The sequence below is a fragment of the Aeromonas sp. 25-AL00135 genome (assembly GCF_054052385.1).
On sequence record NZ_JBSTYQ010000021.1, the window covers coordinates 1 to 17,640 of the forward strand.

The window sequence follows — 17,640 nt, forward strand, 5'->3', positions numbered from 1 at the left end:
CGGAGCGGGTGAACGGGATTTTGAAAGGAGAGTTATTGTTGCAAAGCCCGCAGGATTTGGCGCAAGCGCGGGAGATTGTGCGTGAAGCAGTGGATATTTACAACGCGGAGCGGCCGCATCATGCGTTGAAATACAGACCCCCCGATGCGGTACATAGGGGGTTCTGAGTAGAGAAATGCTAGTTGAAAATGTGTAAACCTATTTCAGGACTAGACATTGGCATTTGCCCTGTGAGCGCGGCTTAGCGCACTTCAATCACATCCAGCATGTCCATCTCGTCGATATCCAGCAGCGGCGCCTTTGGCATCTCGGGCGGATCAAACGCCTTGTCGCCGCCATCTATGATGCCGGAGTCGCGATTGATGCTCTTGAAGTCAAACAGCTTGTGGTCGAGCAGGTGGCTTGGGATCACGTCCTGAATGGCGGTGAACATGGTTTCGATACGACCGGGGAAGCGGCGATCCCAATCCTGCATCATCTGCTTGATGGCCTGACGCTGAAGGTTCTCCTGCGAGCCGCACAGGTTGCACGGAATGATGGGGAAGGCTTTGACGTCGGCGTAGCGGATCAGATCCTTCTCTTTGCAGTAGGCCAGCGGGCGGATCACCACGTTCTTGCCATCGTCGCTCACCAGCTTGGGCGGCATGGACTTGAGCTTGCCACCGTAGAACATGTTGAGGAACAGGGTCTCGAGGATGTCATCGCGATGGTGGCCAAGGGCAATCTTGGTGCAACCCAGCTCCTGGGCGGTGCGGTAGAGAATACCGCGGCGTAGCCGTGAGCAGAGGGAGCAGGTAGTTTTGCCTTCCGGTACCTTCTCCTTGACGATGGAGTAGGTATCTTCCTCGACTATCTTGTACTCGATGCCGAGGGAATCCAGATACTCGGGCAGCACATGCTCGGGGAAGCCGGGCTGCTTCTGATCCAGGTTGACGGCAACCAGATCGAAATGGATGGGGGCGCTGGCTTTGAGGCTCATCAGTATGTCGAGCATACCGAAGCTGTCCTTGCCGCCGGAGAGGCAGACCATGACCTTGTCGCCCTCTTCAATCATGTTGAAGTCGGCAATGGCCTGACCCACGTTGCGCCGCAGGCGCTTCTGCAGTTTGTTAAAACTGTATTTTTCTTTGGCGTTCAGCTCTTCTAGCATGCTCGTAAAACCCGGGACACAAATAAGCGCGTTATTATAGCCATGTCCCGGGGGAGGGCAAGGTGCCAGGCACCTTATGATTGATTGCGACGGCTGTCGACCGGGCAGCTGTAGTCCGCCGGTTTGAGGATCAGGATGTCGCAGGAGAGGCGGTCAATCACATGTTCGGCGGTATTGCCGAGCAAAGCTGCAGAAAGCCCGGTACGGCCGACGCAGCCCATGATCATCAAGGTTGCCTTGAGCTCTTCGGCCATATCTGGCAACACCTCTTCCGGTAGCCCCTCTGCTACCCGGGTCCAGAGATGACCGATCCCGAACTTGTCGGCATGGCTGAGCAGCAGGCTTTCGTGGTGTTTGCGGATAGCTTCGTTGTAGGCGTTGGGATCAAACTCCGGCAGCTCGATGGCCACGTTGACCGGGGTGCCCGGGTAGGTGTTGACCAGATAGAGGTTGGAGCCCAGCAGCTCGGCGATGTCGCTTCCCTCCTGGGTGATCCGTTCATTGAGCAGTTTCTGATCCGGATCGTCGCTTGAGCAGTTGATGGCGGCGATGATGTTGCCGCCCCGTTGCCAGTGACCCTCCTTGACCAGCAGCACCGGACAGGGGCATTTGCGCAGCAGGTGCCAGTCGGTGGGGGTAAAGATGAAGGTTTGCAGGAAGCTGTGATGGTGAGTGGCTTTGACCACCAGATCGTGGCGCTGCTCCAGTACTTCCTGAATGACGCACTCGAAGGGACGATTGTGCCAGACCACCTTCACTTCGCATTCGATCCCCTGTGCCCGATAGGGGGTCAGGATCTCGTCCAGCCACTCACGTCGCTGTGAAATGACGCCGTCGCGCATCTCTTGCCGCTCGTCCACCGAGAGCATGGCGGTCATTTCATACGAGAAGTCATAGATGGTGAGCAGCAGGGTCAGATGGGCGTTTTCGTCCAGCTCGGCGACTTTGACTGCCCGTTCGAGGGCGATTTGACGCTCCTCTTCTGGATTGATAACCACCAGAATATTCTGATATTTGACCATCTTCTCCTCCTTGGAAAAGTCCAATGACAGCAGAATCTTAGCCATTACAGCTTAGCGCAGGAGGAGGGTATGGGGAACGTACCGGATCACATTCCAGAGGAAAGGATCCGGCAGGGAAAGCAGGAGAAAAGCGGGAGGGTAAGCGTAAAAATCAGCCGCAGGGCGGGCGAGTTGCACCGGCCATCATGCCCAGCGCGACCTGATCCAGCACGGTAATGTATTTGCCTTTGACGCTGATGAGACCGGACTTCTGGAAACGGCCGAGCAGACGACTGATGGTCTCGACGGTCAGACCCAGATAGTTGCCAATGTCACCACGGGTCATGGAGAGACGGAACTCCTTGGCGGAGAAACCGCGCTCGGAGAAGCGTACCGACAGATTGTGCAGGAAGGCGGCGAGGCGCTCTTCGGCATTCTTCTTGGAGAGCAGCAGGATCATCTCCTGATCGCCCATGATTTCGCTGCTCATCAGACGCATGATCTGCTGGCGCAGTTTGGGCATCTTGCCGGAGAGATCATCCAGCACTTCAAACGGGATCTCGCACACCATAGCCGTTTCCAGCGCCTGAGCGAAGGAGGGGTGGGCCTGCTTGTTGATGGCATCAAACCCGACCAGATCGCCAGCCAAGTGGAACGCAGTGATCTGCTCATCCCCTTGTTCGGTGATGGTGTAAGACTTGATGGTCCCGGAACGGATGGCATAGAGCGATTTGAACTCATCGCCAGCCTTGAACAGCTCTTCACCCTTCTGGATCGGCTTCTTGCGCTCGATGATGCTGTCCAGCTGATCAAGCTCGTTGTCGTTCAGAGTGAAGGGAATACAGAGCTGACTGATGCTGCAATCCTGGCAATGAATTGCACAGCCACCGCTCTGGATACGTCTGCCAGGTTTCTTTTCCGGGATCATAGGCTCATACGAATAATTGATTTATATCAAACAAGTTTACCATCAACTCATCCGTTTTGGATAGGGTTTCAAAAGGAAGCAATGCCAATCCAGAAGGTATGTACCCCGAACAAAATGAGCAGCAGGGCACCGCCAAGGCGCAAACTGCGCAGGGTGAGCCAGTATCTCAGGCGATCGGCGAGCCCCCCGAGCGCGAACAGGGTGGGCAGGGTGCCGAGACCAAAAAAGAGCATGATGAGCGCCCCGCCACTGGCCGAACCCGCCGCTGCGCTCCAGGTCAGCATGGAGTAAACAAGCCCGCAGGGGAGCCAGCCCCACACCATGCCAAAGGGCAGTGCCTGCACAGGTGAGGTGAAGGGGATAAATTTGCCCGCCAGCGGTTTGATACGGGGCCAAAGTCTGGCGCCGAGCCGCTCCAGCAGCAAGATCCCTTGCCACCAGCCCGCCAGATAAAGGCCAAGCGCAATCATCAATAACGCTGCCACCAAGCGCAATCCGGCGATGGCGTGTTTGCCTGCGCCCAGCTCGCTGGTGGTGGCGAGCAGGCCGCCCACCAGTGCACCTGCAATCACATAGCTCAGGATCCGGCCGAGGTTGTAGTTGAGCAGATAGGCAAGCCGCCCCCAGAAGTGTTGCTTGTTGGCGGGGATCGCCATGGAGAGCGCGGCGGAGACGCCACCGCACATGCCGATACAGTGGGCTGAGCCTGCCAGTCCGACCAGCAGGGCGCCGGCCAGATCAAGGTTGTGGGTCATGGTCAGCAGGCTTTACGGGTTTGTGGGCAGGTTGCTCTTCGTCAAACAGGATGTTGGAACCCTGCCGGTCGAGATCTTCAAACTGCTCGGAGCGAATGGCCCAGAAGAAGACGACCCCGGCGATGATCACAAACAGGATGGCGATGGGGATCAGGACAAAAATTATATTCATGAGAGGTACCTTGGCGTTCATCCTTGGCAAGCGTCCCCTATGGTAACCCTGTTCGGGCAGGGGGCCAGCCGCTATCAGTGAGAAATGTGGCCTGCATCGGAGGCAGGCCACATTTTCAGCTATTTTTCGCCACCAGCCTCATCGGTTGAGGCGCATGGAGTTGGTCACCACGATGAGTGAACTGAGCGACATGCCCGCTGCCGCCAGATAGGGGGGCAGCCAGCCGCAGGCCGCCAGCGGCAGCACCAGCAGGTTGTAACCGATGGACCAGGCGAAGTTCTCGATGATGATCTTGCGGGTACGCATTGCCAGCACTCTGGCCTCGAGCAGGCGGCTCAGGTCATCGGCCAGCAGGATGGCGTCGGCGCTGTTTTTCGCCAGATCGGTGCCACCAGCCATGGCAAACGAGGCGTGAGCGCCAGCCAGTACCGGCGCGTCGTTGATGCCATCGCCCACCATGATGCTGATATCTCCCTGGGCTTCCCGGGCCTTGAGGTAGGCCAGCTTGCCATCGGGCGAGACCCCCTTGACCAGCTCATCCACGCCCAGCTCGCGGGCAATCTCGTCTGCCTGCAGAGAGCTGTCGCCAGTCAGCACGGTAGTTTGCAGACCTGCTGCCTTGAATGCCGCGATCAGAGCCCTGGCATCGGGGCGCAGGGTATCTTCCAGATTGAAGCGGGCCAAGACCTGCTGCTCGTCGGCCAGATAGATAGCCAGACCGCGGCCGCGGTCTTGCGCCGGATCCAGCCCAAGCCAGCGGGCACTGCCGATGCGGTAGCGTACGCCATCCACCAGCGCCGTGATGCCGTGACCGATGACCGGGGTGATCTCGCGGGCGGATGGCAGCACACTGATACTGTCGGTGGGTAGCCGGAAGGCGCGGGCTATGGGGTGCTCGGATTGCGCCTCCATGGCCCGGGCGATGGCGAGGCAGTGCGTCTCGTCCATCTCTGCCAAGGTGGTGGTGTCGGTCAGACTGATTTCCCCTGTGGTCAGGGTACCGGTCTTGTCCATCACGATGCGGTTTGCCTTGGTCAGTACGTCCAGCACATGACCACGGCGCAGCAGAATGCCGTTGCGGGTCAGATTGGCGGTGGCCGAGGTTAGCGCCGTCGGGGTAGCCAGCGACAGGGCACAGGGGCAGGTGGCAACCAGCACGGCGAGGGTGACCCAGAACGCCTGATCCGGTTGATGGAAGTGCCAGAAGGTCCAGACCGCGGCGGCAATGATCAGCAGCACCAGAATAAAGTGGCGCGACAGCTGATCCGCCATCTGGGCGATGGCCGGTTTATCGTCGAGAGCATGATCCTGCAGCCGCATGATCTGGGCGATCCGAGACTCTTCGATGCGGTGGCTGACCCGGATCTGCAGCGGGGCATCCGTGTTGATGGTGCCGGCATAGACCTGATGGCCGGGCTGTTTGAGCAGGGGCAGCTGTTCACCGGTCAGCATGGATTCGTTGAGGCTGGCTTGCCCTTCGACAATGATGCCGTCCGCTGGCAAGGTGGCTCCGGCCAGCACCCGTACCCGATCGCCGACCTGCAAGGTCTTGGCCGCTACCTCATGCTCCCCTTCATCATCGATGCGGGTCGCCATGATGGGCACCAGTCGCGCCAGGTTGGAGCTCGATTCCGACGCCTTGCGTCGGGCCCGCAACTCGAGAAAGCGCCCCAGCAGCAGGAAGAAGACGAACATGGTGATGGAGTCGTAATAGACCTCACCGGTATTGAACACAGTGGCCCACATGGAAGCGATAAAAGCCCCGAACAGCGCCAGCGACACCGACACATCCATCGACAGGTGACCCTGTTTCAGGCTGCGCCAGGCACCCACGTAAAAGGGTTGGGCTGAATAGATCATGATGGGGGTGGAGAGCAGCAGGCTTATCCACTTGAAGTAGACCATGAACTCATCTTCAACGCTGATGAAGAGATCCATGTAGAGGGCCACGGCGCACATCATCACCTGCATTGAACCAAGCCCTGCCAGTGCCAGCCGGAACATATAGCTGCGCACCTCTTTGGCGTAGAGCGCCTCCTGTTGATGGGTCTGGAACGGGTAGGCGCGATAACCGATCTGGGCAAATCCCTTGAGAATGTCACTCAGGGAGAGCTGGTCCGGATCCCACTTGATGCGGGCCCGGTGGGTGGTGGTGTTGACGTTGATGTAGCGCAGGCCCGTCAGTGTCATCAGGTGGCGTTCGATAAGCCAGGCACAGGCGGCGCAGGTGAGCCCTTCAACTGTCAGCTGGATTTCGCGAAGGGTACCGCTGTCGGTGACAAAATCCTGTTGCACTTCTGCCAGATCGTAGTGGGTGAGGGCGGCCAGCTCCTCGGGCACCAGATCGCCCTTGGTGCCGGGAGCGGTGCGGTGATCGTAGTAACTGGCGAGGCCGCACTCCATGATGGTTTCCGCCACCGCCTGACAACCTGGGCAGCACATGGGGCGAACAATTCCCTTTATCTCGAGGGAATAGCCACTATTGGTGGGTACCGGCTCGCCACAGTGAAAACAGGGAGTCATGCGTTATGCCCCCCTGAATGCAGAATGCAAGCAGCAGGGGCGGTGGCGAGAACCGGCTCGCCACAGTGAGAACAGCCGGTCATGGCTTAGCGTCCTTTCGGGTCGAGTTCGACAGTGGCCAGGGTGGGCAGCTGGACGGTCTCTTGCAATCGCCACTCGTGATCAAAGGCATCGACCCGAATGTGCCACTTGCCGACCAGCGGCTTGTCGAAATGGAGGCGATAGGTGCCGCTCGCATCGGCGGTGATCATGTGCTCGCTGTCCTGACCGGCCAAGGTCGGGTGAAACAATGAAAGATAGAGAGCTTGCCCGGCAGGAATATCGCCGCTGATGGGTTTGAGGGTCAGCTCGTTGCCGTCAACCTCCAGCCCAAAGCGGATATTGAGGGCTTCGGAGCGGTCAAACTTGCTCAAGTCCTGATTGATCTCTTTCCCTTGTTTGTAATAGTCCTCGGCCACCAGATTGACCCCATCCTTACTGGCGATGATGGCGGTGGCGATGCTGCCGACCACGGCGGCAGTGGGGAGGGCGATGATAAACCAGGGCCAGAATTGGCGATACCACGGTTTGGATAGAGGTTGGGTCATGATTGCTACTGCCATGAAACGAATGATTAACGTGGAAGATGGTTTTTACGCAACACAAGATAACAAAAAGCCTCGAGGAGTCGAGGCTTTTTGCTGTGTAATCACGTGTTTATCACATGTTACAACGTTATGGGTGAACCTTATTTGGCAGACTGTTGATGAGACAGGCTGTAAACGTAGGAGGCCAGCAGGTGAACCTTGTCCTCACCCAGAATGTCTTTCCAGGCTGGCATCACACCGTGACGACCGTGGGTGATGGTTTGCACCACCACTTCGCGGGAGCCACCGTAGAGCCAAGTGTTGTTGGTCAGATCTGGCGCACCGACGGCAATACCGCCCTTGGCATCGGCCCCGTGGCAAGCTGCGCAGATGGCAAAGCGTGCTTCACCTTTCTTCGCTTCCACCAGGTCGACCTTGCGACCGGAGAGGCTCAGCACATAGGAGGCCACTTCCTGAACGCCATCTTTGCCGAGGATTTCACCCCAGGCCGCCATGATCCCCTGACGACCGCCCATGATGGTGGTCTTGATTTGATCAGGCTGGCCGCCCCATTGCCATTCGCTGTCGGTCAGGTTCGGGAAGCCGCGGCCACCACGGGCATCGGAGCCGTGACACTGGGAGCAGTTCTGCAGGAACAGACGCTGACCCACTTTCAGTGCTTCCGGATCCTTGGCGATCTCGGTGATGGCACGATAGGTTTTGCCATCCGCTTCATAGGTGAGTTCACGGAACTTGGCGCCGTAGATCTCGTCAGCCTTGGCGACCTCGCGGTCATACTCCACCGCGCGACCTTCAGCCTTGGCCGATTCGGTTGCAGCCTTGGACTCTGCCAGCGAGCGCACGTCCTGGTTGGAACTTTGCCAGCCCAGCAGGCCTTTGAAGTTGCCAAGCCCCGGGAAGGCGATCAGATAGACCAGACCGGTGACGATGAAGAAGAGGAACATGTAAGTCCACCACTTCGGCAGCGGGTTGTTGATCTCCTCGATGCCATCGAAGGAGTGACCCATCGATTTGCCTTCTTCAACACCCATCTTGTCCTTGCGGCACCACATCAGCAGCAAGAAGCAGCCGAGGATGGTTCCCAGACTGATGACAGTCACAAAAATGCTAAACAGAGTGCTCATTATTGTTTCGCTCCTGCGTTCTTTTTATCAGCACCGGGTTGCTCATCATCGGCAAAAACCAGATTGGCAGCCTCGTCGAAAGAGGTCTTGCGGCGTTTGCTGTAGGCCCAGACGATGATGCCAATCATGATGGCCATCAACAGCAGGGTGTACAGACCGCGAAATGTGCCGTAGTCCATTTTCGCCTCCTTATTTCAGGGCATGACCCAGTGATTGCAGATAGGCCACCAGCGCATCCAGCTCGGTTTTGCCCTTGACGGCTTCGCCAGCACCCTGAATATCGGCGTCGGTATAGGGCACACCGAAGTGATCGCGGAACAGCGCCAGCTTCTTGGCCGTCATCTCACCGGTCAGCACATTGGTATCAAGCCAGGGGTAGGCGGGCATGTTGGATTCCGGTACCACATCGCGCGGGTTGATCAGGTGAACCTTGTGCCACTCGTCGGAGTAGCGGCCACCAACACGGGCCAGATCCGGACCAGTACGCTTGGAGCCCCACAGGAAGGGGTGCTCCCAGACGCTCTCGCCAGCGACCGAGTAGTGACCGTAACGCTCGGTCTCGGCACGGAACGGACGGATCATCTGGCTGTGGCAGTTGGTGCAGCCTTCACGGATGAAGATGTCGCGCCCTTCCATCTGCAGAGCGGTGTAGGGCTTGAGGCCTTCCACCGGCTCGGTGGTTTGCTTTTGGAAGAACAGCGGAGTGATTTCAACCAGGCCCCCCAGACTGATGGCGAAGATGATGCCGACCACCAGCATGGGAACGCTTTTTTCAAATATTTCGTGACGGTTATTGTTGCTCATGGGTTGACCTCTTCAATCATGCTGGCTGGGCGACAGGTTCCAGAGAACCTTTGGGCGCAGTGATGGTGCGATAGGCGTTGTAAGCCATCAGCAACATGCCGGTGACGAAGAAGCAGCCACCCAGGAAGCGCACGAAATAGAAGGGATAGGATGCCTGCAGTGCTTCAACGAAGCTGTAGGTCAGGGTGCCGTCTTCGTTGACTGCACGCCACATCAGGCCCTGCATCACGCCGGAAATCCACATGGCAACGATGTAGAGCACGGTGCCCACGGTCGCCAGCCAGAAGTGAACGTTGATCAGCTTGACGCTGTACATCCGGCCCTGGCCGAACAGGTTCGGGATCAGGTGATAGACGGCACCGATGGAGACCATGGCAACCCAGCCCAGCGCACCGGAGTGCACGTGACCAACGGTCCAGTCGGTGTAGTGGGAGAGGGCGTTGACGGTTTTGATCGCCATCATCGGGCCTTCGAAGGTCGACATGCCGTAGAAAGAGAGGGAGACGATCAGGAAGCGCAGGATGGGGTCATAACGCAGTTTGTGCCAGGCCCCGGAGAGAGTCATGATGCCGTTGATCATACCGCCCCAGGAGGGTACGAACAGGATCAGGGACATCACCATGCCCAGTGACTGAGCCCAGTCAGGCAGTGCGGTGTAGTGCAGGTGGTGCGGACCGGCCCAGATATAGAGGGAGATCAGCGCCCAGAAGTGCACGATGGAGAGGCGATAGGAGTAAACCGGACGACCGGCCTGCTTGGGCACGAAGTAGTACATCATCCCCAGGAAGCCGGCGGTCAGCAGGAAGCCTACCGCGTTGTGGCCATACCACCACTGCACCATGGCGTCCATGGCGCCGGAGTACATGGAGTAGGACTTCATGCCGGAGAGCGGCACTTCCATGTTGTTGACAATGTGCAGCACCGCAACGGTGATGATGAAGGCGCCGAAGAACCAGTTCGCCACATAGATGTGGGAGGTGGTGCGCTTCATCAGGGTGCCGAAGAAGACGATGGCATAGGCGACCCATACCACAGTGATGGCGATATCAATCGGCCACTCCAGCTCGGCATACTCTTTGGCGGAGGTGTAACCCAGCGGAAGAGAGATGGCGGCAGAGAGAATGATTGCTTGCCAGCCCCAGAAGACGAAGGTTGCCAGCGGGCCACCAAACAGTCTGGTTTGACAGGTGCGCTGCACCACGTAAAACGAGGTGGCCATCAGTGCACTGACGCCGAAGGCGAAGATCACTGCGTTGGTATGAAGGGGCCGCAGACGACTGTAAGTCAGCCACGGGGTCTCGAAGTTGAGGGCAGGCCAGATCAACTGGGCTGCGATCAGTACGCCAACCGACATGCCGACAATTCCCCAGACAATCGTCATGACGGTAAACTGGCGAACAACGGTGTAGTTGTACTCAGGATGGTTAGTTGTATGGCTCATCGTTATATTCCGCTTCCGATGCTGCTGTTGTTTGGTTTTGTATCCGGAGAACCGGACTGGCTTCATCAGCCACCGCCGACCAGTTGTTAACATCTGTTAACGAAAGGAAAAGCAAAAGATGGCTAAATGAAAACTGCATGGGAATGATACTGAACTGACAGGTAAAATAACAGTATAAACAGTGATATATTTGGCTCCGTCGGGTCTCGATATGGCAGTTTTTTACCTTGTTCGAGATCACAAAAAACTATTTTAATTGCATCTTAATCGGGCTGTTTTTGATGAAAGAGAGACTTACCGCACGTAAAGTTTTGCACCTCGTACTGGTATTGGCGCTGTTATTGGCGCTGATGGCCTATCGCACCTGGTTTTCGGCCGATAACAGCGTCTCTGCTGACCAGAAAAAAGATCAGATTTGTGATCTTTCCCACACACCTTGCAGCGCGCTGATTGGTGACAAGCCGCTGACGGTCGCCATCAAGGAATTACCGCTGCGCGCCGAACATGACTTTGCCATCGCTATTACCGGCGGCGATCCGGCCATCAAACCGGTGAAAGCGACACTCGAAGGCAAAGATATGTTTATGGGCACCATTCCGGTGAACTTTGAACAATTTGAACAAATAGACGGACAGTGGCAGGGGGTGACCCAGGTGGGGAGCTGTACGTCACCCGTCATGGTCTGGCTGTTAAATATCGAGTGGAGTAATGGTCAACGCCAGCAATTGGCGCTTTCCGTTGCCCGGGAATAACGGCGCAAGGGGTGGGGAGTGGAAAAAATATTTGAAATTTCCCAGCCAGGCGTTACCTTCCCCAAACCATCAGGGAGTGAAGTTCATTTAATCATGATTGAAAAACAACCGTTTTATCGCACCCTCAACCAGCAGGCCAAGGCGCTGCTGGAGGGGGAAACCGATCTGATTGCCAATCTGGCCAACCTCTCCGCACTGCTTAATCAGGAGCTGGCGGAGATCAACTGGGTCGGTTTTTATCTGTTGCAGGGCGAGACCCTGATATTGGGGCCATTTCAGGGCAAACCGGCCTGCGTGCGGATCCCGGTCGGCCGCGGAGTGTGTGGTACGGCAGTGGCAGAGGGGAAAACCCAGCTCATTGACGATGTCCACCAGTTCGATGGTCACATCGCTTGTGATGGCGCGAGCAACTCGGAAATCGTGATCCCGGTGCGCCGTGGTGGCGAGATCATCGGGGTACTCGATATCGACAGTCCGATTTTTAACCGTTTCGACCAGCAAGACCGGATTGGCCTCGAAGAAACGGTGCAAATTTTGGAAAGCATGCTCTAAGTCATTGCTAGATGGTTCGCAAAAGGCCCCAAGCTCTCTATAATGGGGCCTTTGTTGTGCTCGGGACGTGCCCGTGCGTTTATATGAAAGCCAAGGTTATACATGGAAAACACTGAGAAGCTGAAGAACAGTAAAGAGATCGTTGCCTACCTGGTCGAGAAATTCCCGGCCTGCTTCGTTGCTGAAGGAGAGGCCAAGCCGCTCAAGATTGGCATCTTCCAGGATTTGGCCGAGCGTCTTGCTGACGATGCCAGAGTCTCCAAGACCATGCTGCGTTCCGCACTGCGTCAATACACCTCCAGCTGGCGCTACCTGCACGGTCTCAAAGCTGGCCAGGCTCGCGTTGATCTGGATGGCAACCCGGGCGAGCTGCTGACCGAAGAGCACATCGAGCACGCCAAGCAAGCTCTGAAAGAGAGCAAAGAGCGCGTATTCGCCAGCCGTCGTACCAATACCAAAGAGAAGGATGAGAAGGCCAAGAAGCCCCGTCGTCCTGCTGTGCGCAAAACCGAGAAAGCTGATGTAGCTGCCAAGCCGAAAGCTGCCGCCAAGGCACCGGTCGCTGACACTCCGCTGGTTAAAGTGGATGCCGCTACGCTGAAAGTGGGCCAGGATGTGCGCGTCGTTATGGGTAAATTCCCGGTTCCGGCAACCATCAAGGAAGTAACCAAGGACGATGTACAGGTCCAACTGCAGACCGGCATGATGGTGCGGGTCAAATCAGAGCACTTGGTTCTCTAAGGAGACAAATGTTGAAGCATGGCGTAATTCGTTTTTCCCTCGTTGCCTGTAGCCTGGCGCTTGCCGGGCTTGCACAGGCCATCGAGCCGGTGCTCAAGGAGAGTGATTTGCCTGTGTTGGCTCAAGAGAGCCAACATGCTACGGCCAGCAAGCGAATTACCAATCTGTTTACCCGCTCGCACTACAAACAGTTCAAGCTGGACGATGCCTTTTCCTCCGTGATTTTCGATAAATATCTGGAGAATCTGGACTACAGCCGCAACCTGTTTTTGGCCTCTGATATCAGCCGTTTTGAAAAGTACCGTAACGGTTTTGACACCGACCTCGAAAGAGGCCGTCTGGCACCCGCCTACGAGATGTTCAACCTGAGTCAGCAGCGGCGTTATGAGCGGTTCGAATACGCCCTCAAACTGCTTGATACTCCTTTCGATTTTACCCAGACCGACAACTATGTGTTTGATCGGGAAGGGGCGGCTTGGCCCAAAGATGAAGCAGAGCTCAACGAGCTGTGGCGTCAGCGGGTCAAGTTCGATGCCCTGAGTCTCAAGCTCAGTGGCAAGGAGTGGCCCGAGATCAAGGAGCTGCTTGGCAAGCGTTACAACAACGCCATCAAGCGGATGTCCCAGACCGAGAGCGAAGATGTCTTCCAGCTCTTCATGAACTCCTTCGCTCGCGCCATCGAACCGCACACCAGTTACCTCTCACCGCGCAGTGCCGATCGTTTCAACACCGAGATGAACCTCTCGCTGGAGGGAATTGGTGCCGTGTTGCAGGCGGAAGATGACTTTACCGTCATCCGTTCGCTGGTGCCCGGTGGCCCAGCTGCCAAATCCAACCACCTCAAGCCCGATGACAAGATCACCGGGGTAGGGCAGGAAGATGGCAAGATTGTCGATGTGATCGGCTGGCGTCTTGATGACGTGGTCGAGCTCATCAAGGGGCCCAAGGGGAGCAAGGTCAAGCTGGAGATCCAGCGCGGCAAGGGCGCAACCGCCAAGACCGAGCAGATCGAGCTGACCCGTGACAAGGTTCGCCTTGAAGATCGGGCCGCCAAGTCCAAGGTGATTAACGCCGAAGGCAAGAAGATTGGCGTCATCGAGATCCCGAGTTTTTACGTCAATCTGCACGACGACGTGATCAAGGAGCTCTCCAGCCTGAACAAGAAGAAGATCGATGGCTTGATCATCGATCTGCGCGGTAACGGCGGTGGCGCCCTGACCGAAGCCTCCGCCCTCAGCGGTCTCTTCTTTGCCAGTGGTCCCGTGGTGCAAATTCGTGATCACATGGGCCGAATCACGGTCAATGGCGATGACGATGGCAACGTTTACTACGGCGGCCCCATGTCGGTGATGATCGACCGCTACAGCGCCTCGGCCTCCGAGATCTTCGCTGCCGCCATGCAGGATTATGGCCGCGCCCTGATCCTTGGTGAAAACTCGTTCGGCAAGGGGACGGTGCAGCAGCATCGCAGTCTCGCCAAGGTCTATGACTTCTACGAGCAGCCGCTCGGTCACGTGCAGTACACCATCGCCAAGTTCTACCGGATCGACGGTGGCAGCACCCAGAACAAGGGCGTTGCGCCGGATATCAGCTTCCCGACACCGGTTGCTCCGGAAGAGACGGGCGAAAGCCGTGAGTTCAATGCGTTGCCGTGGGACAAGATTGCCTCCGCCAACTACGAGAAACTCGGCAACTTCGCCAGTGTACTGCCCAAGTTGCAGGCAGCTCACGATGCCCGGATCGCCAAGGATCCCGAGTTTGCCTATGTGATGCAGGACATCGCCGACTACAAGGAGGAGAAAGACAAAAAGTCGGTCTCCCTCAACGAGGCGGAGCGTGTTGCAGAGCAGGCGAAACAGGATGAGAAAGCGCTCAAACGTACCAACGAGCGTCTGGCACGTCTTGGCAAGCCGGCGGTGAAGAGTCTGGATGAACTGCCCGCTGATTTCGAAGCGCCCGATGAGTATCTCATCGAAGCGGCCAATATCACGGCAGATCTGGCCAAGGTCAGCAAACGCAGCTGACAAAGCGACCTGTAATGCACAAGGGCGACTGCGGTCGCCCTTTCTTTTTGTCTGGCATATCTGACGTAATGCAAATTGTTTGACCCCGCCAGTTGGTTGTGACAGCCTCTTTCTCGCCTTTAACAAGCGTGGAAGCAGACAATAATGACCGATCACTCCCAGGCCATGACGGCCAAATATCGCCAGGATTATCAGGCGCCGCTCTACTGGATCGACACCATCGACCTCGATTTCCAACTGCAGGAGCCGCTGACCCAGGTCACCGCCATCACCCGCATTCGTCGCAACGGCGAGCACAATGCGCCGCTCGTCCTCGATGGTGAGCAGCTGACCCTCAAGAGCGTTGCCATCGATGGCATTCCCTGTGACCACTACGAGCAAGGCGAGAGCAGTCTGACCCTGTTCAACCTGCCGGCCGAATGTGTGCTGACCATTGTCACCCTGCTGGATCCGGCCGCCAACACCGCGCTGGAAGGGCTTTACAAGTCAGGTGATGCCTACTGTACACAGTGTGAAGCGGAGGGCTTTCGCCGCATTACCTATTATCTGGACCGCCCCGACATTCTGGCGCGCTACAGCACCCGCATTACCGCCGACAAAGCCCAGTTCCCCTTCCTGCTCTCCAATGGCAACAAGGTCGACAGCGGTGATCTGGATGGCGGCCGTCACTTCGTGCAGTGGCAGGATCCTTTCCCCAAACCCAGCTACCTGTTTGCGCTGGTAGCCGGTGATTTCGATGTGGAGCGCAGCCACTACACCACCAAGAGCGGCCGCAAAGTGGCCCTCGAGATCTTCGTCGACAAGGGCAACCTCGATCGCGCCGGTTTTGCCATGGAGAGCCTCATCAACTCCATGCGTTGGGACGAACAGCGTTTCGGCCTTGAGTATGATCTCGACATCTACATGATCGTCGCGGTGGACTTCTTCAACATGGGCGCCATGGAGAACAAGGGGCTCAACATCTTCAACTCCAAGTTCGTGCTGGCCAATCCGGCCACCGCCACCGACAGCGACTACCACGGTATCGAGAGGGTGATCGGTCACGAATATTTCCACAACTGGACCGGCAACCGCGTCACCTGCCGTGACTGGTTCCAGCTCAGCCTGAAAGAGGGGCTGACAGTGTTCCGGGATCAAGAGTTCTCCTCCGATCTGGGCTCCCGTGGCGTCAACCGCATCAACAACGTGCGTACCGTGCGTGGCCCGCAGTTTGCCGAAGATGCCGGCCCCATGGCGCATCCGATCCGCCCGGATGTGGTGATCGAGATGAACAACTTCTACACCCTGACCGTCTACGAGAAGGGGTCGGAAGTGATCCGCATGATGCACACCCTGCTGGGGGAAGAGGCCTTCCAAGCTGGTATGCGTCTCTACTTCGAGCGTCACGACGGCTCGGCAGCTACTTGTGATGATTTCGTGCAGGCGATGGAGGATGCTTCCGGTGTGGAGCTCGGTCGTTTCCGTCGCTGGTACAGCCAGTCCGGCACCCCCGAGCTGACCGTCACTGACGAGTACGATGCCGCCAGCGGTGTTTACCGTCTGCATGTGAGCCAGCACACCCCGCCGACTCAGGATCAACCGCAGAAGCTGCCGCTGCATATCCCCCTCGATATCGAGCTCTATGACGAGCAGGGTGCCGTCATTGCGCTGCAGTATCAGGGCAAGGCCATCGGCAACGTGCTCGACGTGCTGGAAGCGGAGCAGACCTTCGAATTCGATCAAGTGCCGGTCAAACCGGTTCCTTCTCTGCTTCGGGACTTCTCTGCGCCGGTCAAGCTGCACTATGACTACAGCGACGAAGCGCTCGCCTTCCTGATGCGCTTTGCCCGCAACGAGTTTGCCCGCTGGGATGCGGCCCAGATGCTGATCAACAAGGCGGTCATCGACGGGGTGGCGCGGGTTCAGCACGGGCAGGGGGTTGAGCTCTCCCAGACCCTGCTGGCCGCCTTCGTCGCCATTCTGGACGACAGTGAACTGGATTTGGCCCTCAAGGCGGAGATCCTGGCGCTGCCCGGTGAGGCGACCCTGGCCGAGCTGTTCGAGGTGGCCGATATCGATGCCATCCATCAGGTACGCGACGCGATCCACACCCGTCTTGCCGAGGCCTTTGGTGCGCGCTTGGCGGCAACCTATCAGAGCCTGCGTCTGAATGGTTATCAGGTGGTGCACGCCGACATGGCCAAACGGGCCCTCAAAGGGGTAGTGCTCGGCTATCTGGCGGCACTGGATGCGGAGCATGCCGATGCGCTGGTGCGCGAGCAGTATGCCACTGCCGACAACATGACCGACACCCTGGCGGCACTGCAGGTGGCCAACGGTTATCTGTTGCCATGCCGCGCCGCGCTGCTGGCCGATTTCGAGGGCAAGTGGGCCAAGGATGGACTGGTGCTGGACAACTGGCTGCGGCTGATTGGCAGCAAACCGGCTGCCGATGTGCTGAGTGAAGTGAAACAGGCGATGAATCACCCCACTTTCAGCATTCGCAATCCGAACCGGCTGCGGGCGCTGATCGGCAGCTTCGCCATGAGCAATCAGGTTCAGTTCCATGCGGTGGATGGCAGCGGTTACCGCTTCCTGACCGATCTGCTGATCGATCTCAACGAGGTCAATCCGCAGGTGGCCTCCCGCCTCATTACCCCGCTTATCCAGTTCAAGCGACTGGATGAAACGCGCAAGGCCCTGATCCGCGCCGAGCTGAACCGCCTTGCCAACCTTGAGGGGCTGGCACGGGATCTGTTCGAGAAGGTCAGCAAGGCGCTGCAGCAGTAAGTGTCGACGGGGCAGGGGCGTGAATGCGCCTGCCCCTATTGTGTGATTTGTCGTGTGATCAGGAGCAAGTGTGAAGCAATTTACTTTTCGGCTCTCATTGAGCAGTGACGAGGTGATGCTGATGTATCAGGGGCACGCTAGACGGCTGGTGGTGCGCAGCGAACAGGGATTGACCCTGGAACTTGGCATAGAAAAAATACGCCCCTTTGTCGCCATCAATGGTGTGCATGGCTATTTTCGGCTCAAAACTCAGGACGATTACCGCTTTATCAGCCTCGAACGCATAAATTAACAAAAATCGAACAGATTACCGACTG

At 57.4% G+C, this 17,640-nt stretch carries 18 protein-coding genes; 7 read left to right on the forward strand and 11 right to left on the reverse strand.

The window, feature by feature from the left end; genetic code table 11:
- Positions 1–167, forward strand: a 167-nt coding sequence (locus ACW5XC_RS17600; protein ID WP_456516100.1) for an integrase core domain-containing protein, incomplete at its 5' end; no start/stop codon positions are given.
- 74 nt (positions 168–241) lie between these two features.
- Here the strand turns inward: ACW5XC_RS17600 and ttcA are convergent.
- The 11 genes from ttcA to ccoN all read right to left on the reverse strand — a co-directional run bounded on the left by ttcA (position 242) and on the right by ccoN (position 10,485).
- Positions 242–1,150, reverse strand: a complete 909-nt coding sequence (ttcA, locus tag ACW5XC_RS17605; RefSeq protein WP_005336634.1) for a tRNA 2-thiocytidine(32) synthetase TtcA — start codon at positions 1,148–1,150, stop codon at positions 242–244.
- Between the two features lie 74 nt (positions 1,151–1,224).
- Positions 1,225–2,172: a universal stress protein UspE gene (gene uspE / locus ACW5XC_RS17610; RefSeq protein ID WP_005345417.1), complete on the reverse strand. Its 948-nt coding sequence runs from the start codon at positions 2,170–2,172 to the stop codon at positions 1,225–1,227.
- 151 nt (positions 2,173–2,323) lie between these two features.
- The gene (locus ACW5XC_RS17615) at positions 2,324–3,079 is read right to left on the reverse strand and encodes an FNR family transcription factor (RefSeq protein WP_005351934.1); all 756 of its coding nucleotides are present in this window, start codon (positions 3,077–3,079) and stop codon (positions 2,324–2,326) included.
- A 68-nt stretch (positions 3,080–3,147) separates the two neighbouring features.
- The gene (locus ACW5XC_RS17620; RefSeq protein WP_042054997.1) at positions 3,148–3,834 is read right to left on the reverse strand and encodes a sulfite exporter TauE/SafE family protein; all 687 of its coding nucleotides are present in this window, start codon (positions 3,832–3,834) and stop codon (positions 3,148–3,150) included.
- Entirely contained in the window at positions 3,818–4,006 is a 189-nt protein-coding gene (gene ccoS / locus ACW5XC_RS17625) for a cbb3-type cytochrome oxidase assembly protein CcoS (RefSeq protein ID WP_005336630.1), read from the reverse strand. Before ccoS ends, ACW5XC_RS17620 begins: the two co-directional genes overlap by 17 nt.
- A gap of 138 nt (positions 4,007–4,144) precedes the next feature.
- Complete coding sequence (locus tag ACW5XC_RS17630) at positions 4,145–6,529, reverse strand: heavy metal translocating P-type ATPase (RefSeq protein ID WP_042054999.1); 2,385 nt, start codon at positions 6,527–6,529, stop codon at positions 4,145–4,147.
- Positions 6,530–6,615: 86 nt separating this feature from the next.
- Complete coding sequence (locus ACW5XC_RS17635; protein WP_042055072.1) at positions 6,616–7,116, reverse strand: FixH family protein; 501 nt, start codon at positions 7,114–7,116, stop codon at positions 6,616–6,618.
- Between the two features lie 140 nt (positions 7,117–7,256).
- Positions 7,257–8,240, reverse strand: coding sequence for a cytochrome-c oxidase, cbb3-type subunit III (gene ccoP / locus ACW5XC_RS17640; protein ID WP_005351929.1), 984 nt, complete (start codon positions 8,238–8,240; stop codon positions 7,257–7,259).
- Positions 8,240–8,419 (reverse strand): CcoQ/FixQ family Cbb3-type cytochrome c oxidase assembly chaperone, encoded by a 180-nt coding sequence (locus ACW5XC_RS17645; protein ID WP_005336620.1) that lies wholly within the window; start codon positions 8,417–8,419, stop codon positions 8,240–8,242. Before ACW5XC_RS17645 ends, ccoP begins: the two co-directional genes overlap by 1 nt.
- Before the next feature lie 10 nt (positions 8,420–8,429).
- Entirely contained in the window at positions 8,430–9,044 is a 615-nt protein-coding gene (ccoO, locus tag ACW5XC_RS17650) for a cytochrome-c oxidase, cbb3-type subunit II (RefSeq protein WP_005336618.1), read from the reverse strand.
- Between the two features lie 16 nt (positions 9,045–9,060).
- Positions 9,061–10,485 (reverse strand): cytochrome-c oxidase, cbb3-type subunit I, encoded by a 1,425-nt coding sequence (ccoN, locus tag ACW5XC_RS17655; RefSeq protein ID WP_005336616.1) that lies wholly within the window; start codon positions 10,483–10,485, stop codon positions 9,061–9,063.
- A 281-nt stretch (positions 10,486–10,766) separates the two neighbouring features.
- Between ccoN and ACW5XC_RS17660 the strand changes: the two genes are divergently transcribed.
- From ACW5XC_RS17660 to ACW5XC_RS17685, 6 genes are all read left to right on the forward strand, one after another.
- Positions 10,767–11,237, forward strand: a complete 471-nt coding sequence (locus tag ACW5XC_RS17660; protein WP_042055073.1) for a hypothetical protein — start codon at positions 10,767–10,769, stop codon at positions 11,235–11,237.
- Between the two features lie 93 nt (positions 11,238–11,330).
- Positions 11,331–11,789 carry a GAF domain-containing protein gene (locus tag ACW5XC_RS17665; RefSeq protein WP_042055000.1) on the forward strand — a complete coding sequence of 153 codons (459 nt, stop codon included), beginning with the start codon at positions 11,331–11,333 and terminating at the stop codon, positions 11,787–11,789.
- A 102-nt stretch (positions 11,790–11,891) separates the two neighbouring features.
- On the forward strand, positions 11,892–12,530 hold the full coding sequence (gene proQ / locus ACW5XC_RS17670) for an RNA chaperone ProQ (RefSeq protein ID WP_042055001.1): 639 nt from the start codon (positions 11,892–11,894) through the stop codon (positions 12,528–12,530).
- A gap of 8 nt (positions 12,531–12,538) precedes the next feature.
- Complete coding sequence (gene prc, locus ACW5XC_RS17675) at positions 12,539–14,554, forward strand: carboxy terminal-processing peptidase (protein ID WP_005351922.1); 2,016 nt, start codon at positions 12,539–12,541, stop codon at positions 14,552–14,554.
- Between the two features lie 144 nt (positions 14,555–14,698).
- Complete coding sequence (gene pepN, locus ACW5XC_RS17680) at positions 14,699–17,323, forward strand: aminopeptidase N (protein ID WP_042055003.1); 2,625 nt, start codon at positions 14,699–14,701, stop codon at positions 17,321–17,323.
- 70 nt (positions 17,324–17,393) lie between these two features.
- Positions 17,394–17,615 (forward strand): DUF2835 domain-containing protein, encoded by a 222-nt coding sequence (locus tag ACW5XC_RS17685; protein ID WP_033136823.1) that lies wholly within the window; start codon positions 17,394–17,396, stop codon positions 17,613–17,615.
- Positions 17,616–17,640 lie beyond the last annotated feature (25 nt).

Excerpts from the sequence above, each read along its gene's own strand:
- ttcA (WP_005336634.1), bottom strand. The coding sequence starts at position 1,150 with ATGCTAGAAGAGCTGAACGCCAAAGAAAAATACAGTTTTAACAAACTG.
- uspE (WP_005345417.1), bottom strand. The coding sequence starts at position 2,172 with ATGGTCAAATATCAGAATATTCTGGTGGTTATCAATCCAGAAGAGGAG.
- ACW5XC_RS17615 (WP_005351934.1), bottom strand. The coding sequence starts at position 3,079 with ATGATCCCGGAAAAGAAACCTGGCAGACGTATCCAGAGCGGTGGCTGT.
- ACW5XC_RS17620 (WP_042054997.1), bottom strand. The coding sequence starts at position 3,834 with ATGACCCACAACCTTGATCTGGCCGGCGCCCTGCTGGTCGGACTGGCA.
- ccoS (WP_005336630.1), bottom strand. The coding sequence starts at position 4,006 with ATGAATATAATTTTTGTCCTGATCCCCATCGCCATCCTGTTTGTGATC.
- ACW5XC_RS17630 (WP_042054999.1), bottom strand. The coding sequence starts at position 6,529 with ATGACTCCCTGTTTTCACTGTGGCGAGCCGGTACCCACCAATAGTGGC.
- ACW5XC_RS17635 (WP_042055072.1), bottom strand. The coding sequence starts at position 7,116 with ATGACCCAACCTCTATCCAAACCGTGGTATCGCCAATTCTGGCCCTGG.
- ccoP (WP_005351929.1), bottom strand. The coding sequence starts at position 8,240 with ATGAGCACTCTGTTTAGCATTTTTGTGACTGTCATCAGTCTGGGAACC.
- ACW5XC_RS17645 (WP_005336620.1), bottom strand. The coding sequence starts at position 8,419 with ATGGACTACGGCACATTTCGCGGTCTGTACACCCTGCTGTTGATGGCC.
- ccoO (WP_005336618.1), bottom strand. The coding sequence starts at position 9,044 with ATGAGCAACAATAACCGTCACGAAATATTTGAAAAAAGCGTTCCCATG.
- ccoN (WP_005336616.1), bottom strand. The coding sequence starts at position 10,485 with ATGAGCCATACAACTAACCATCCTGAGTACAACTACACCGTTGTTCGC.
- ACW5XC_RS17660 (WP_042055073.1), top strand. The coding sequence starts at position 10,767 with ATGAAAGAGAGACTTACCGCACGTAAAGTTTTGCACCTCGTACTGGTA.
- ACW5XC_RS17665 (WP_042055000.1), top strand. The coding sequence starts at position 11,331 with ATGATTGAAAAACAACCGTTTTATCGCACCCTCAACCAGCAGGCCAAG.
- proQ (WP_042055001.1), top strand. The coding sequence starts at position 11,892 with ATGGAAAACACTGAGAAGCTGAAGAACAGTAAAGAGATCGTTGCCTAC.
- prc (WP_005351922.1), top strand. The coding sequence starts at position 12,539 with ATGTTGAAGCATGGCGTAATTCGTTTTTCCCTCGTTGCCTGTAGCCTG.
- pepN (WP_042055003.1), top strand. The coding sequence starts at position 14,699 with ATGACCGATCACTCCCAGGCCATGACGGCCAAATATCGCCAGGATTAT.